Raw genomic sequence first — 16,004 nt, forward strand, 5'->3', positions numbered from 1 at the left:
CTACCTCTTCCCATTCCGAACAGAGCAGTCAAGCCCGCCAGAGCCGATGGTACTGCCGTAACAGGTGGGAGAGTAGGTCGGTGCCGATCTTTATACAGAGCCCCTGCAGCATATGCAGGGGCTTTTTTTATGGACGGATATCAAAGTTCGTTCATTACTCGCTACTAATTATTACCTTTGCAGGAGATGAGTACTTTACTAGATAGCGGCATAAAACCGTACAATCATTATGGGGCATACTTAAAAGAAAAGTATGACGGACAAAAGGTGTTTAAAGTTATCGTTGATGGAAACTTTACGTGTCCTAATCGGGATGGCACCAAAGGGTACGGTGGCTGCACATATTGTAATGTAGATTCTTTTACGCCTGATACTGCGCGCAAGATACCTTCTATTAAAGAACAAGTTGAAAATGGTATAGCTAGAGCCCGAAATTCTTACGGGGCGGAAAAATTTATTATTTATTTTCAGCCTAACACCAATACGTATGCGCCTGCACACCTATTGAAGATGATGTATGATGAGGCGTTAAGTATCGATGAGGATAATACATTAGGTTTGTCTGTAGGCACGCGGCCGGATTGCTTGGATTTTGAAAAAATTGCCTTATTAGAGTCCTACACCGATCGTTTTGATGTTGATTTGGAAATGGGTATGGAATCTATTTATAATGATACACTGGAACGGATTAACCGGGGATGTTCGCATGACGAATTCCTCCGCGCGATGGATATGCTTAAGCAAACCAAGTTAGCGTTGTGTGTGCATACAATTTTTGGGTTTCCTTGGGAAACAGAGGAAATGATGCTTCGATACGCCGATGAGATTAATCGACATCCACAGATTAAGTTTGTAAAGCTGCATCATCTTCATATTGTGGAAGGTTCAATTATGGGAACAAAATATAAACGCGACCCGTTTAAACTGTTTTCTATTGAAGAATATACGGATTTCTTAGCGAAGTTTCTTCCTTTATTACGTCCTGATATTATCATTCAGCGTATTTTCGGTATTGCAGACAGGGAATTGTTAATCGCTCCGAATTGGGGGTTCCCTAAATCAAAAATACAGACGCATATCGATAAGGGGTTGGAAAGTCGTGGAGTAAAGCAGGGAAGCCAATATAAATAGAGTCTATTAATAGGGGCTGATTTAACCCCTATTAATAGACTCTATTTATTTAGAATGCTCTTGAGATCAGCGGGGGAATAGTTTATAGATTTAAGCGTTTTATGATCACCATCGCGAAAGACTAAAAACAGTCCATCGATCTCCTTGTAGTATGATTTAACCCCTTTATCGAGATAATGTGCTTGGGTAGCCTTTGCTTCTTCTTCTGTTTTACACGCTTTGCTCATGTTTGAACGTTGTACTTCTTCAAAGAGTGTGTTGAATTTATCTTTCAATCCAAATTCGAGAACGGCACCTGAAAGTACATATTGGATATCGCACAAAGCATCCGCGATTTCTATGATATCTTTATTCTCAATAGCTTCCTGTAATTCCTTTAGTTCTTCAGCAATTAGTGCAACGCGCAGGTTGCAACGTGTTTCCGAAGGAATAGTTGGTTCATTCAAAATAGGGTGTTGGAAGGTCTTATGAAATTCAGCTACAGCAGTCAATGTCTTAGGATCTGTCATATTATAAATGTCAAAAGTTAAAATTTGTTATCTAAAGATGTTTCGCTTATTTGATAAAATGTTTTAATTGGATGAGTTCCCTTTCTTCTATGTACCGCCATCTTCCACGTGGTAAATCTTTTTTTGTTAGGTTGGCGTAAACAACACGATCTAATTTAACAACTTCGTAATCCAATGATTCAAAGATACGTCTAACTACCCTGTTTTTACCGGAGTGGATTTGAATACCGATTTCGTTTCTACCACCTCCTTGTACATAACTTATATCATCCGGTTTAATAAAGCCATCTTCTAATTCAAGGCCAAATTGTATTTTATTAAAATCGCCCTGTGTTAAATTTTTGTTTAACTCCACATGATATATTTTACTAATATTATTCCGAGGATGGGAAAGCTTTTCTGCTAACGCCCCGTCGTTTGTAAGCAATAACAAACCTGTAGTATTTCTGTCAAGACGGCCTACAGGATATATCCTTTCTTTTGTTGCTTTTGCAACCAGTTGCATGACGGTTTTGCGCTCTTGTGGATCGTCCGTGGTCGTGATAAAGTCTTTGGGTTTGTTCAAGAGTACATAGACCATTTTTTCGCGTTTCAATCGCTCTCCGTTATATCTTATTTCATCTTTAGCGGGATCGACTTTTGTGCCCAATTCGGTCACGACTTCACCATTGACCATTACTACGCCAGATTCAATTAGTTCATCCGCCTTACGACGTGAGCATACTCCAGCATTGGAGATATAACGGTTTAAACGGATTAAGCCGTCATCTTTGGGTTCCGCAGTAGCGATTTTTTTTCTTGGGTATGACGGTTTATATGTCTCTTTATTTTTGAATTTATCTTTATTGTTACCGTCAAATCGATTGAACGACCCTTTTCCTGCATTATCAAACTTCTTGAAACCATCACGATTTCTTTTTTCTTCTTTCTGGAAAGGATTTTCGGAATTTCTCTTTATAAGTTTATCAAATTTATTAGAGGAACGATTGGAATTATCTATTCTGTCTTTTTTTTCAAACTTGCTGAAAGGGTTGGATTTCTTGTTGTCTTCATCTTCGAATCTGGACTTTTTAAATTCATTTGTGGAAGACGGCCTTTGTGGGCGACCATTTTTTGAGCGGAAGCTTTCGGAGTTACTTCTACTTTTTCTGGAGTTGTCGTCACGACTGTTCCTTTTGTTATGGAATGGCATATTTCTAAAGTTAAGACACAAAGGTAGCGTTTTTATTTGTCTCTAAGAAAAATATTATTGTCTCAAAAAGGTGTTAGCGTTAGTCTTATACTTTGTTTTTCGGTTTGAGAGGGGTTTGTTGAACGTCAAGGTGGTTTGGAAGATAAGAAAATCCTTTGTACATTTGCAGGCTAAAATTGAACCAAGCTATTTTTGATCGAAGTTAAGTTTTATCTTAATTGTCGTGGATAGATAGCAGTAAGGGAGTGAATGATAAAAAAAAGAGTACTGTGCTGCAGTATAGTTTTGTCCATGATGATTTTGTCGAAGCTATACTCCACACCAAACTCAATGGCCAAAAAGGATCCCATAAAGAGAACCTTGTTGGCGCAAATTGAGAAACAAAAAGAGGGGATAGCCTTATCGCCGGAAAGACAAAAAGAAGCGTATTACCGCTCCGTTATGTTTGCAAATGAGCAGGTTCCCCTGCACAATCCTTCTGTAGAGCGAAAGTTTGAAAGATATCTTGCTAATTTCTCGTTTCGCAAACAGCAATCGTATGATTTACATAAAAAGGCCGCAAAACATTTGCCACAGATAGCCACTATATTAAAGTCCTACGGTATTCCAGAAGATTTTAAATATGTTCCGCTTGTGGAAAGCGATATGAACCCCAAGATAATATCCCATAAGGGGGCGGGCGGTTATTGGCAATTTATGCCAGCTACAGCGCGACTTTACGGCTTGAAAGTTAATGGGAATGTGGACGAGCGTAAGGACCTAGTCAAATCCACCCATGCTGCAGCGCGGTATCTAAAAAGTCTATATAAAGAGTTTAATGACTGGACATTGGTAGCGGCAGCCTATAATGTAGGTGGCGGTAGCCTAAAGAATACAATACGTCGCCAAGGAGTAAACGACTATTACTACTTAAAATTGAATAGAGAGACGGGGTCTTATGTCTATAAACTGGTTTCCATGAAGCAGGTGATAGAGAATCCATATAAACATGGATATAAAAGATATGCACAAACCTATGATAAATATCAGCATCCAAATGAACGAAATTTATTGTAGTCTATAGTTTAAGGACAAGTAGAAGAAAAAAGGCATTCCAAACGGAAAGCCTTTTTTTGTACATACATGTTTTGTGAGAGTGCTTATATTAAGTGATGAAAATCATTTTTTTATAACGGATGTGTCATTAGAATGCCATAATGAAACAGCTACCTTTGGCTGAAATCAACTATTAAGGTATGCAGCTTGAGCGATTTAAGTATGACAACAAGATTGTGCGGAACTTCGGTATCGCAACAATTATTTGGGGCTTGGTGGGGATGTCCATCGGCCTACTCGTAGCCACGCAATTGATCTGGCCCGAGATGAATTTTCTAAATCAGTACACGACATTCGGTAGGGTACGCCCCGTACACACAAATGCGGTTGTTTTTGCTTTCGTAGGAAACGCAATCTTTATGGGCGTATATTACTCCATGCAACGTGTTCTTAAGGCAAGGATGTTTAGCGATCTATTGAGTAAAATCCATTTTTGGGGTTGGCAATTAATTATTGTGGCTTCTGCCATTACGCTGTTGCTGGGATATACGTCTTCGCATGAGTATGCAGAAATGGAATGGCCGATCGACGTTGCTATCACGTTGATTTGGGTAGTGTTTGGAGTCAATATGTTTGGTACCATTTTGAAACGTCGCGAACGACACATGTATGTGGCGGTATGGTTCTATATCGCAACCTTTGTCACCATAGCCGTGTTGCATATTGTGAACTCTATTCAACTTCCGGTTAGCTTCTGGAAAAGTTATTATGTGTATGCCGGCGTGCAGGATGCATTAGTTCAATGGTGGTATGGACATAATGCGGTTGCTTTCTTTTTGACTACGCCGTATTTAGGTATGATGTATTACTTTTTGCCTAAAATGGCTAACCGTCCGGTGTACTCGTACAAATTGAGTATTCTTCACTTTTGGTCTTTAATATTTATTTATATCTGGGCAGGCCCTCACCATCTTCTTTATACCTCATTGCCGTCTTGGGTTCAATCCTTGGGGGTTGTTTTTTCGATCATGTTGATAGCACCAAGTTGGGGCGGTATGATCAACGGGTTATTAACGTTACGCGGAGCTTGGGATAAAGTACGTACGGAACCCATGCTAAAGTTTATGGTGGTCGCGTTAACAGCCTATGGTATGGCGACTTTTGAAGGCCCCTTATTATCGTTAAAACAAGTAAACGCTATCGCGCACTTTACGGACTGGATTGTGGCGCACGTACACGTAGGTGCATTGGGATGGAACGGCTTCTTGACATTTGCTGTTTTATATTTTATCATTCCGAAAATTTATAAAACACCATTATATTCGAAAAAACTAGCGAATGTCCACTTCTGGATCGGCACATTAGGGATTTTATTCTATGCTATCCCGATGTATTGGGCTGCTGTAGTACAGGGCCTGATGTGGAAAGAGTTTACGCCGGAAGGGGTGTTGAAATATCCAAACTTCTTAGCTACCACCTTGGAGATTCTTCCGATGCATATGATGCGTGCTGTAGGTGGCGCGTTGTATCTAACGGGTGTTATCATCATGACGTACAACTTAATTAAGACGATGAAAGCCGGAAAATTGGTTGCCGACGAAGCCGCTGAAGCACCTACCTTGGAACCTGTTGTCAAAAGTGAACCTACGAAGCATCGTCGTTTGGAACGCAAACCGGTTTTATTTATGGTATTAGCCTTAGTTGCTATTCTCATTGGTGGTATCGTAGAGATGATTCCGACATTTACGATTAGTAGCAACGTTCCTAAAATTGCTTCTGTACAACCCTATACAGCACTAGAGCTTCAGGGACGTGATTTGTACATCCGGGAAGGGTGTGTCAACTGTCATTCACAAACAGTGCGACCTTTCCGTTCGGAGACCGCTCGGTACGGCGAATATAGCAAAGCAGGAGAGTTTGTTTACGATATGCCATTCCTGTGGGGCTCTAAACGTACCGGACCGGATTTACACCGTCTTGGAGGTAAGTACCCGAATAAATGGCATTTTGATCATTTGCTGGATCCGACAATTACTTCTCCAGAAAGTATTATGCCTGCTTATCCATGGCTAATTGAACAGACATTGAACAATAACCTTTTGGATAAAAAGATGAATGCGATGCGTGTTTTAGGTGTGCCTTATTCAGAAGAGGAAATCCAAAATGCATTAACAGATTTGCGAAAGCAAGCAGATAGGATAACAACAGATCTCGCCGCAAACCAAGTGGAAGTTCGATCTGATAGTGAGATCATCGCTATGATCGCTTATTTGCAACGTTTAGGCAAAGATATTAAAGCTGATGCACCGGAAGCAGCTGAGGAGATTGTGTTATCAGATAACTAAAAGGAGGACTTATGTTTAAGCAAATAACAAATTTAAATGGAGATGAGATTTATCTAATCGCATCATTATGGGTCTTTCTGGTATTTTTTGTACTCGTGGCCTGTATGTTATTTTGGATGAAGAAAGATCACATCGACCATATGAAAGATATTCCTTTTGACGATGGGGAGTCGGAAAAGGGGAGTGACCAATCATTGCAGAAATAGAGATTTATGAATACATTATTATTAGCAGCCGAAACTACTACAAGAACCTCCGAATGGGTCTTTGGGTCGGGAAATATATACAACGATATTCTTATTATCGCCCTTATCATTGTTATGATAGCCCTTCTGGCATCAGCATTGGTGGTAAATAAGGCAATGAAATCTATTATTAACTTGACGATGCCGCAATTGGCAGCTGAACAACAGAAGAGAAAGACTAAAAAAATAGATTGGCAGACTATCTGGGCTAAGTTGCTAAGTTTGCGACCAATCGAAGAGGAGAAAGATTTAGAAATCGACCATGAATACGATGGCATCAAGGAATTGGATAATCCCGTTCCTGCGTGGTTTAATGCTTTGTTCTATTCTACGATTACGTTTGGTGTGGTTTACTTGCTGGTTTATCATGTTTTTGGGTGGGGACCTAATCAAGACCAAGAGTATCAACGAGAAATGGCATTGGCGGAAAGGGCAAAACAGGAATTTTTGGCCCAATCAGCAAGTCAAATCGACGAGAGTACGATAGAAGTAGACGCTACAGGTACATTGGCCGCGTCTGGGAAGGCAATCTATATGACGAATTGTGCCGTTTGTCATGGAAACGCAGGTGAAGGAGGAATTGGTCCGAACTTGAGTGATGAATATTGGCTACATGGAGGTGATATTAAGGATGTTTTCACCGTGGTGAAATATGGTGTTCCAGAGAAAGGAATGGTGCCTTGGGAGCAGACGTTGACACCGGGGCAGATAGCGGAAGTAAGCAATTATATTATCACGTTGACCGGTACAAATCCGCCGAATCCTAAAGAGCCCCAAGGAGAAAAGGTGACGCCGAAAGCCAATGAAGAAAGTGCTGAAGCCTCAGCAGAACCGGTGGCTGCCGAAAATGGGGCATAATCAGTATAAATGCGATAATTTTTATAAAAACAATCATGGGAACAGTGGTAGATGGAAATAGTGCCCGTACAAATTCTGGGAAGGAAAATCGTCAATGGATTTACGCAAAAAAGCCCAGTGGTAAGTTGTACAACTATAGGCAATGGGTAGGATATTTGTTATTACTGTTCCTTTTTGCCGCTCCGTTTATTAAAATAAATGGAAATCCCTTTTTGATGTTCAATATCATCGAACGAAAATTCTCTATTTTCGGTTCCGTTTTCTATCCGCAGGATTTACATATTTTCGTTTTCGGCATGCTGATTATGATGGTAGGTATTGTTCTTTTTACGGCGGTCTATGGTAGAGTATGGTGTGGATGGACCTGCCCGCAGACTATTTTTATGGAATTGATATTCCGACGTATAGAATATCTTATCGAGGGTGATTGGATACAACAGCGGAAATTAAATGAGGGGCCTGATTCAGATGCCAGAGCCTGGAAGAAAGTATTGAAACACACGATTTTCTTAGTCATATCTTTTTTTATATCGAATATCTTCTTAGCCTATATTATTGGTGTTGATGCACTACTTAAGATTATGACCGATCCGGTGGATCAACATGCCATTGGCTTTGCATCCATTATTGTGTTTACCCTCGCTTTTTACGGTGTGTTTGCATATGTACGTGAAATTGTCTGTACAGCGTTGTGTCCCTATGGTAGGCTGCAAGGTGTATTACTCGATGAAAAAAGTTTAACGGTAGCGTATGATTTGAATCGTGGGGAACCGAGAGGGAAGCTGAAAAAAAATGATACGGAACAAGGTGACTGTATCGACTGTAAACTTTGTGTGCATGTATGCCCAACTGGTATAGATATTCGTAATGGTACACAATTGGAATGCGTGAATTGTACCGCTTGTATTGATGCATGTGATACCGTTATGGATAAAATTGGAAAACCTAGACGCCTTATTGGTTTTTATTCCATGGATGACTTATCCGAAGGAGGAAAGACAGGTAAGAAAAATAATAAGCGTGCTATAGCTTATTCTGCTATATTAGTTGTATTGACTGTCGTATTTGGTTTCTTATTGTTTAGCCGTTCGGAGATAGACGGGCGCCTATTGCGCGCAACCGGAAGTTCTTATCAACTTCGGGAAGACGGAAAGGTAAGTAACTTGTATACGTTGGAATTGCTGAATAAGTCAGGGAAAGATATTCAATTTAATATAGAAAGTGCTGAAGGCAGAATTGGTGTGCAGATGGTGAACAAAATTCATGACTTGAAAAAAGAAGGGAGCGCGACATTAAGTTTTTTTCTGCTAATGGATAAGGGGGAAATAGAACAATATAAGCAGAATGTGAAAGTGAACATTGTTTCTGAGGGAAAAGTAATGGAGACCTTAAAGACGACCTTTATAGCTCCTCCAAATAAAGAATAAGAACGATATGAATTGGGGTTTAAAGATTGTTTTAGTATTGGGGGCTTTTATGCTATTTATTCTGAGTGCAGGTATATATATGGTGACCCAGAGTACGGATACCCTGGAAGATGAGGACTACTATGAAAGAAGTTTATTCTATGATGAGGTTTATCAACGTAAACAGAACGTATTGGATGATCATGCTCGTCCAACAGTGCGTGTTAAAAATGATACATTGTATATAACCTTTAGTCAGCCGAATAATCGAGGAGACCTAATCTTTAAACGGCCATCCGATAATACGTTGGATATGGCGTTGCCCTTTGTAACGGAAAGTCAGCATTACAGATTATCCGTAGGGAGCTTTACAAGAGGGAGCTGGCGACTGGAAATTTCTTGGCAACAAGACAGAACACCCTATATTTCCGATCATAATTTATACTTTTAATAATGACTTACCACTATTTAGCTTTTTTTATGGGACTTTTCGGTAGTGTGCATTGTGCCGTCATGTGTGGTCCGCTATTGATCGCTATAAACAGCCAAATGGGGTTATCTTGGAAAGTGGTTTTTAATAGGGTGCTTTATCAAACAGGACGTATTCTTACCTATGGGATAATGGGATTCTTTTTGGGAATATTAGGGGGGATGGCAACAGTACAAGGATGGCAAAAAGGATTGAGTGTGACCGTAGGAATCGTGCTCGTGACCATCGGCATGTTTTATCTCTTTGGGAAAAATACACAAGCGTTAACTCGCTTTCAAACGAAAGCAGTCCAGCCGTTTACGAAATATATGGGGCGATGGCTCTATAGGCCCGGAGGTTCTTTTGTCGCAGGAACGTTAAATGGTATCCTGCCTTGTGGGATGGTTTATATGGCATTGGCATCGGCTATGAACGCAGATTCTTCGGCAAACAGTTTTCTTTTTATGGTACTTTTTGGCTTGGGAACGTTGCCCTTGCTGTTCATCTTCTCGTTTGCAGGAAGCTTTTCCAAACCCCTTTTTAAACGTGGGTTTAACCGGGTAATGCCATTTCTTTATTTGATCATGGGTATTTGGTTCATATTGAGAGGAGCGAACCTAGACATTCCTTATCTAAGCCCGCTATTACATGTAGATGGAGCAATTAATTGTAATTAACAACGGGTACCCTTTCAGATATTAATCTATTGTTGTTTCCTGCCATCCACCTCCGAGCGCTCTATATAAATCTACATAAGCATCCAATTGTTTTTGTCTGATGTCGACCAGCGCAAGTTCACTGGAAAGGGCATTGCTTTGAGCGGTGATTACTTCGAGATAGGTTGCATAATCGCTCATAAAGAGAAGTGATGCATTTCTGACGGCTAATTCAGAATTTTCTACTCTTTTTCTTGCCAGTTGGATTTGCTCTTTCTGCTTCTCGACGGTAATGACAGCATTGGACACTTCATGGACGGCTTCCATAACTGTCCGTTGTAGCGTTAATTCTGTCTTTTCTCGTTCTATCTTTGCCACTTCCCATGCGTTCTTTAAGCGTCCATTTCTAAAGACTGGTGTAGTCAATCCACCGACAATCCCACCAAGTAAGGCTCCTGGAATATTATACCAGTTTTTAGGCAGCATGGCATTTGTACCGAGGACACCGCTGAGCGAAAGCTGGGGGTAACGCATAATCTGTCGGATATTCATCTCTGCGTTGGAAGCAACCAATGCATATTCTGCCCGTTTGATATCTGGTCGGTTTCTGACAATTTCTAATGGAGCACCTAATGTGATGCTGTTTTCGGTATTCATCAAGCTGTCTATCTTAAAACCTCTCGTTACGACGTTTGGCATTTCCCCTATCAAGACATTCAGCGCGTTTTCCTGTAAGGCAATTTCTTTCTCTAATTCCGGGATGAGTGAAGCAGCAACTAATCGTTGCGATTCTGTTTGTTGAATGGCTAATGCGGTAATCTCTCCGGCGTCATACTGCAATCGAATCATGCGTAACGTACTGTCATTAAGTTGTAAGTTACGTTTAGCGACTTCAATCTGTGCATCCAACATGATCAAGTTAAAGTAACCTTTTGCAACATCCGCAATTAGTTTAGTCTGGATGGCATTTTTTGCTTCATAGGAATCTAAAAAATCTGATTTTAAGACATCTTGCTGATGCGCGATTCTACCCCATATGTCTAGTTCCCAACTAAACTCCAACCCCGCACTAAATTGTGATTGGTAAGCATATAGATGTTCAGGTGCTTCTTTTCCATTTTCGCCGTACCATCGTGAGGAAGGGTTGCTATAAAAATCCTTCGAGCGGAATTGCTTATTTACGGTTGCGATATTTCCTTCTATAGAGGGGAGATATTCCAGTTTGTTTTGTTTCAGATTACGATTGGCTATCTCAATATTCTTCAACGCTGTGCGCATATCGTAGTTATTTACGAGTGCCGTATCGATAAGTGCAACGAGCTGCGGATCATTGAAAAAATTACGCCAGGATAACTGTGCGAAAGTGATCGTGTCCTGTTGATAGGCTAGTGTATCTCCCCGAAAGTTTTCGGGGAGATTTAATTCTGGTTGGACATAGCGCTTACCGACCTTGCATGCTGATAAGCTGACCAATACTGCCGTTACATATACCAGTTGTTTCAGTGTCATAAGTTTCATGCTTTATTCCTCAGAAGATTTAAGTTTCTCCCTTACTTGTTCGTCTAGTGCTTTAAAAACCATAAATAATACGGGGATGATAAATATACCAAATATTACACCCGAAAGCATTCCCCCTGCAGCACTAAAGCTGATCGAGTGATTTCCTATCGCTGACGGGCCGACTGTCCACATTAATGGTACCAGTCCGGCTACGAAAGCAAAAGAGGTCATTAAGATAGGGCGGAGACGTAATTTAGCACCCATGATGGCTGCATCGTAAATGCTTAAGCCTTTGTTACGCTGTTGTACAGCGAATTCAACAATAAGGATCGCGTTTTTGGCCAATAATCCGATCAACATTATCAATCCTACTTGCACATAGATATTGTTTTGCAAACCTGCTATCCAAATGGTTGAGAATACACCAACTAATCCAACGGGTACTGACAATAGGACAGCCCAAGGGAGAATATAGCTTTCATACTGTGCTGCTAAAAGGAAATAAATAAAGATGAACGAGAGTCCAAAAATAAGGATGGTTTGTGAACCTGCCTGACTTTCTTCGTACGCCATTCCCGTCCATTCATAACCATAATTAACAGGAAGTTCGGCGGCAGCAAGCTGTTCGATAGCCGTCATAGCATCACCGGTACTATATCCCGAGGCAGGTGTCGCGTTCACCGTAATTGAATTATAAAGGTTGTAGCGGGACACGGATTCTGGTCCAATAACTTTATTTAATGTCATTAATGTTCCTACAGGAACCATTTTACCTTCTTTGTTGCGGACAAAAATGGAATTGAGTGATTCGGGGTCAGTTCGAAAGTCAAAATCGGCTTGTAAATATACCCGATATGTTCTACCGAAGCGGTTGAAATCCCCGCCGTTTACACGCGCAAAATATAACCGAATGGTGCTCATCATCTCTCGAATGTCGACTCCTAGACTTTTCGCTTTGACTACATCGATATCCGCTTCAAACTGCGGAAAATTAGATTTAAAGGTCGTATATGCATTGTCCACTTCGGGGAGTTCATTGATTTGACGGATAAGCGTATCGGCAACGAGATCGAAGTCGCGGATATCGCCTCCCAAACGATCTTGTAATACAAGTTCTAAGCCTGCAAACTCACCAAAACCTTGCACGGTAGGACGTGGAAATACAGTAAATGTCGCTTCGTCTATTTGAGAGAGATCATTTCGGACCGTGTCCATAAACGCTTCGATGGATGTAATATTCTTCCGTTCTTTATGGGATTTGAGGTTGATATAACCTGCAGCAAATGCCGGACTAACTCCTCCGTCTAAGGCATTGAACCCTGATACAGTCGTCATACCCGCAATATCTTCACGTTTTTTTAAGATACTGTCTGCCTTACGCAATACCGCAGTCGTTCTAGCTAATGATGCACCTGGAGGCATAGCCAATGAGTACGTTACGAAACTATCGTCCTCGGTTGGAATAAAGCTCCGTGGTGTGTTCATCAAAAACACCGTGCCGATAAGGGTGATAGCGGCCAACCCTAGAAAAGCAATTTTTTTATGATCCAATAAATACTTTACACCAGTGATATATTTGTTAGTGAATCGATCAAACGAGCTATTAAAGGCCGTGAAAAACCGAGTTTTATATTTTTGAAATGTATTCAGTTTCTTCTCTTCTTCCACTTGTTGCGGATGTACAGGTTTGAGTAATAAGGCGCAAAGGGCAGGAGAAAGTGTCAATGCATTCACGGCTGATATCAATATCGCTGTAGCTAGTGTATAAGCAAACTGTTGATAAAAAATACCCGCCGGCCCCTGCATAAAGCCTACGGGGAGAAATACAGCAGCCATAACCATGGTAATAGATAGAATGGCGCTGGTAATCTCGGACATGGTTTGAATGGTAGCATCTCTTGCTTTTAAACCTGTCTCATGCATTTTTTGATGGACAGCCTCGACAACAACGATAGCGTCGTCGACAACAATACCGATAGCGAGAACAAGAGCAAACATCGTGAGCACATTCAGTGAGAAACCGAAAAGATTTAGAAAGAAAAATGTACCGACAAGAGAAACTGGAATCGCAATCGCGGGTATCAACGTGGAACGAAAATCCTGTAAGAAAATGAAAACAATAATGAATACTAGTATAAAGGCTTCAAAAAGGGTGTGTTTCACTTGATTGATAGATTCGTCGATCTGATCACGTACGCTATAAGATATTTCGTAATGTACACCCTTTGGAAAAGCAGCAGATATTTCCTCCAGCACTTTTCGTACTTCTTGATCAATAGCATGTGCGTTGGAACCACTGGTTTGTGTGATATTAAGTGTCAATCCTGGATAACCGTTCACCTTATTATCGCTATTCAAGTTTGTTGCACCAAATTCTATGCGGGCGATATCTTTTAAATAGAGAACGGAACCGTCGACGTTGGTCTTAATGACCATATTTTCAAATTCTTCTGGTTGTGAAAAACGTCCTTTATGTCGAATGACTGTTTCAAAAACCTCGTCGGTAGCTTCGCCAAACTTACCGGGAGCCATCTCGAAATTCTGATCGCTTAGGGCCTTCGTGACATCTTGTGGAACTAAATTATATAATGCTAATTTTTCCGGATTCAACCAAACACGCATCGAGTAGTCTCGTGCACCAATTCTCGCAACCTGAGCAACCCCATCTACGCGCAAAAGAGGGCGAATCATATTTATTTGTGCATACGCCTGTAGAAAGGTTTCATCATAGATAGAATCTTTATGGTCAGAATAGAGATTAATCGTCATGATCGCCCCACTTTGCCTCGGTTGTACGATTATACCGTTTTCATTAACTTCTGAAGGAATAGTGGATATTGCTCGGGAGATACGTGTTTGCACATTCACCGACGCAATGTCGGGGTTGGTCCCTGTTTTGAAAAATACTTGTATACTGCCTGATCCTGAATTTGTTGCTGTAGATCGGATGTAGGTCATATCCTCTACACCATTTATTGCCTCTTCTACTGGTAACAACACACTCTCTGCCACGGTTTCCGAGTTTGCTCCTGGGTAACTTAGTGACACGACGACACTAGGCGGGGCGATTTCCGGAAACCTACTAACAGGAAGTATCATCATTCCTACGAGGCCCAAAATGACTAAAATTAAGGATACTACGGTGGCTAAGACCGGTCTATTTATGAATGTTTTTAACATTGATCGATACTTTTAAAATCCATCTGGTAAAAAGGGATACGGATGAGGGAAATATCCGCAGTTATTGTGATATAGGGGTTACTACTGATCCATCCGTAATTTTATCGATTCCCGAAAGTAGCACCCTATCGCCAATATTTAAACCAGAAACGATATAGTTATCCTTACTCGTGCCTTCTATTTTAATAGAACGACGTTCCACTTGATTATTATCATTCAACGTATATACAAATGTTCTATCTTGTAAAGAGCTTGTTGCAACTTGCGGGATTTGAATCACACCTTTTTTTGTTTCTGAAATTTTCAGCGTTCCCGTACTACCGTTTCTTAAGATGTTATCTTCGTTTGGAAATGATGCTCGCAATGATATGGCACCTGTTGTTCTATCAACTTGACCATCGATGGCATCTACGATACCCTTTTCCCGATATCGTTCGCCATCAGCAAGAATGAGGTCTGCTTCGGGGAAAACAAGTCTGTTTTTGGAGTTTTTAATGCCTCGCAAACTATCCTCCCGTGCTTTGAGCTTTGAAAAATAAAGGAAGTCCGATTCATTCATAGAGAAATAAACATATACTTCCTGAACATCAGATAACACCGTCATCGGTTCTTTATCACCTTTTGTTACAAGATTTCCGATTCTTTTTGGAATCCGACCGATATAACCACTTACTGGCGCTGTTAAAATAGTGAATTCTTTACTGATTTCGGCATTCCTGACCTCGGCCGCAGCTTGGTCTAGAGAGGCTTTTGCAACATCATAGTCTGACATTACTTTCCGCAACCTAACTTCAGATATGACATCGTTCTCCACTAAAGGCCTGAGACGTTCTACTTCCAGCTTTGCATTCTCCAATTTTGCTTTTGCTACATTTTGATTTGCTACGGCATTATTGAGGCCTTCTTGATAAACGGAGGCATCTATTTTAAATAGACGTTGCCCTTTTTCTACGAATTGTCCTTCGTCCACATATATCTCTTGTAATATTCCTTCAACTTGCGGACGGATTTCCACATTTACCTTGCCTTCAATAGTTCCTAAGTAGTCTTTTACCGTAACGGCGCTACTTGTGTCCACACTATGTACCGGTAACGCCAATGGTTTATTTCCAATATCTTCCGATTTGCTTGTATTACAATTTGTGAAAGTAACCACAGAAGCTACTATCATAGATGTATACGCAAATTGTTTTAACGTCATTTTTTTTATGTTCATTTTTTGCATTGTATCTTGTCACTTTTTTACTGTTGTAACGGTTTAGTTACAGTGTATTCGCAATGATAACGTTTTTCATATAAAATAGTTGTTTGTTTAACAATTCTTAACTTAATTTAATAGTTCGTTTATTCATGTGTATAACTATAATATCAGCGTTAGATTTCATCGTATAAATGGGCTTGGCACACTCGGTTTGCCCTTTGATCGTCTTTGGGAATATCCAAGTTATAGTACGCACGTTTTGGTGGAGAAGTAGGGT

General features: G+C 40.6%; 13 protein-coding genes and 1 rRNA gene. 9 read left to right on the top strand and 5 right to left on the bottom strand.

Annotated elements, in window-relative coordinates:
* Together rrf and H8B17_RS12265 are read left to right on the top strand one after the other, a co-directional pair.
* Positions 1-89: ribosomal RNA gene (rrf, locus tag H8B17_RS12260) — 5S ribosomal RNA — on the top strand; the annotation flags it as partial.
* Positions 90-186: 97 nt separating this feature from the next.
* On the top strand, positions 187-1,131 hold the full coding sequence (locus tag H8B17_RS12265) for a TIGR01212 family radical SAM protein (protein ID WP_190309523.1): 945 nt from the start codon (positions 187-189) through the stop codon (positions 1,129-1,131).
* Between the two features lie 41 nt (positions 1,132-1,172).
* Here the strand turns inward: H8B17_RS12265 and H8B17_RS12270 are convergent, their stop codons facing one another.
* Entirely contained in the window at positions 1,173-1,640 is a 468-nt protein-coding gene (locus H8B17_RS12270; protein WP_190309524.1) for a pyrophosphohydrolase domain-containing protein, read from the bottom strand.
* Positions 1,641-1,686: 46 nt separating this feature from the next.
* Positions 1,687-2,832 carry a pseudouridine synthase gene (locus tag H8B17_RS12275; RefSeq protein ID WP_190309525.1) on the bottom strand — a complete coding sequence of 382 codons (1,146 nt, stop codon included), beginning with the start codon at positions 2,830-2,832 and terminating at the stop codon, positions 1,687-1,689.
* 330 nt (positions 2,833-3,162) lie between these two features.
* Between H8B17_RS12275 and H8B17_RS12280 the strand changes: the two genes are divergently transcribed.
* The 7 genes from H8B17_RS12280 (at position 3,163) to H8B17_RS12310 (ending at position 9,867) form a co-directional block, all read left to right on the top strand.
* On the top strand, positions 3,163-3,888 hold the full coding sequence (locus H8B17_RS12280) for a lytic transglycosylase domain-containing protein (protein ID WP_223816540.1): 726 nt from the start codon (positions 3,163-3,165) through the stop codon (positions 3,886-3,888).
* Positions 3,889-4,067: 179 nt separating this feature from the next.
* Positions 4,068-6,212 carry a cytochrome-c oxidase, cbb3-type subunit I gene (ccoN, locus tag H8B17_RS12285; protein WP_190309527.1) on the top strand — a complete coding sequence of 715 codons (2,145 nt, stop codon included), beginning with the start codon at positions 4,068-4,070 and terminating at the stop codon, positions 6,210-6,212.
* 11 nt (positions 6,213-6,223) lie between these two features.
* Entirely contained in the window at positions 6,224-6,418 is a 195-nt protein-coding gene (locus H8B17_RS12290; RefSeq protein ID WP_190309528.1) for a hypothetical protein, read from the top strand.
* 6 nt (positions 6,419-6,424) lie between these two features.
* The gene (locus H8B17_RS12295) at positions 6,425-7,315 is read left to right on the top strand and encodes a cbb3-type cytochrome c oxidase N-terminal domain-containing protein (protein ID WP_190309529.1); all 891 of its coding nucleotides are present in this window, start codon (positions 6,425-6,427) and stop codon (positions 7,313-7,315) included.
* 35 nt (positions 7,316-7,350) lie between these two features.
* A complete protein-coding gene (gene ccoG, locus H8B17_RS12300) occupies positions 7,351-8,742 on the top strand; it encodes a cytochrome c oxidase accessory protein CcoG (RefSeq protein WP_190309530.1) in 1,392 nt (463 codons plus the stop codon).
* 7 nt (positions 8,743-8,749) lie between these two features.
* The gene (locus H8B17_RS12305; RefSeq protein WP_190309531.1) at positions 8,750-9,172 is read left to right on the top strand and encodes a FixH family protein; all 423 of its coding nucleotides are present in this window, start codon (positions 8,750-8,752) and stop codon (positions 9,170-9,172) included.
* A 2-nt stretch (positions 9,173-9,174) separates the two neighbouring features.
* Positions 9,175-9,867, top strand: a complete 693-nt coding sequence (locus tag H8B17_RS12310; protein WP_190309532.1) for a sulfite exporter TauE/SafE family protein — start codon at positions 9,175-9,177, stop codon at positions 9,865-9,867.
* Between the two features lie 21 nt (positions 9,868-9,888).
* On the opposite strand, the gene H8B17_RS12315 is transcribed toward H8B17_RS12310, so the two are convergent.
* The 3 genes from H8B17_RS12315 to H8B17_RS12325 form a co-directional block, all read right to left on the bottom strand.
* A complete protein-coding gene (locus tag H8B17_RS12315) occupies positions 9,889-11,355 on the bottom strand; it encodes an efflux transporter outer membrane subunit (RefSeq protein WP_223816541.1) in 1,467 nt (488 codons plus the stop codon).
* Between the two features lie 12 nt (positions 11,356-11,367).
* The gene (locus H8B17_RS12320) at positions 11,368-14,526 is read right to left on the bottom strand and encodes an efflux RND transporter permease subunit (protein ID WP_190309534.1); all 3,159 of its coding nucleotides are present in this window, start codon (positions 14,524-14,526) and stop codon (positions 11,368-11,370) included.
* Positions 14,527-14,587: 61 nt separating this feature from the next.
* Positions 14,588-15,742 carry an efflux RND transporter periplasmic adaptor subunit gene (locus H8B17_RS12325; protein WP_223816542.1) on the bottom strand — a complete coding sequence of 385 codons (1,155 nt, stop codon included), beginning with the start codon at positions 15,740-15,742 and terminating at the stop codon, positions 14,588-14,590.
* Between the last annotated feature and the right edge of the window lie 262 nt (positions 15,743-16,004).

Source organism: Sphingobacterium arenae, assembly GCF_014692505.1.
Taxonomy (GTDB): domain Bacteria; phylum Bacteroidota; class Bacteroidia; order Sphingobacteriales; family Sphingobacteriaceae; genus Sphingobacterium; species Sphingobacterium arenae.

Coding starts and splice junctions, on each gene's coding strand:
- H8B17_RS12270 (WP_190309524.1), bottom strand. CDS start 1,640: ATGACAGATCCTAAGACATTGACTGCTGTAGCTGAATTTCATAAGACC.
- H8B17_RS12320 (WP_190309534.1), bottom strand. CDS start 14,526: ATGTTAAAAACATTCATAAATAGACCGGTCTTAGCCACCGTAGTATCC.
- H8B17_RS12265 (WP_190309523.1), top strand. CDS start 187: ATGAGTACTTTACTAGATAGCGGCATAAAACCGTACAATCATTATGGG.
- H8B17_RS12325 (WP_223816542.1), bottom strand. CDS start 15,742: ATGAACATAAAAAAAATGACGTTAAAACAATTTGCGTATACATCTATG.
- H8B17_RS12280 (WP_223816540.1), top strand. CDS start 3,163: ATGGCCAAAAAGGATCCCATAAAGAGAACCTTGTTGGCGCAAATTGAG.
- H8B17_RS12310 (WP_190309532.1), top strand. CDS start 9,175: ATGACTTACCACTATTTAGCTTTTTTTATGGGACTTTTCGGTAGTGTG.
- ccoN (WP_190309527.1), top strand. CDS start 4,068: ATGCAGCTTGAGCGATTTAAGTATGACAACAAGATTGTGCGGAACTTC.
- H8B17_RS12290 (WP_190309528.1), top strand. CDS start 6,224: ATGTTTAAGCAAATAACAAATTTAAATGGAGATGAGATTTATCTAATC.
- H8B17_RS12275 (WP_190309525.1), bottom strand. CDS start 2,832: ATGCCATTCCATAACAAAAGGAACAGTCGTGACGACAACTCCAGAAAA.
- H8B17_RS12295 (WP_190309529.1), top strand. CDS start 6,425: ATGAATACATTATTATTAGCAGCCGAAACTACTACAAGAACCTCCGAA.
- H8B17_RS12315 (WP_223816541.1), bottom strand. CDS start 11,355: ATGACACTGAAACAACTGGTATATGTAACGGCAGTATTGGTCAGCTTA.
- H8B17_RS12305 (WP_190309531.1), top strand. CDS start 8,750: ATGAATTGGGGTTTAAAGATTGTTTTAGTATTGGGGGCTTTTATGCTA.
- ccoG (WP_190309530.1), top strand. CDS start 7,351: ATGGGAACAGTGGTAGATGGAAATAGTGCCCGTACAAATTCTGGGAAG.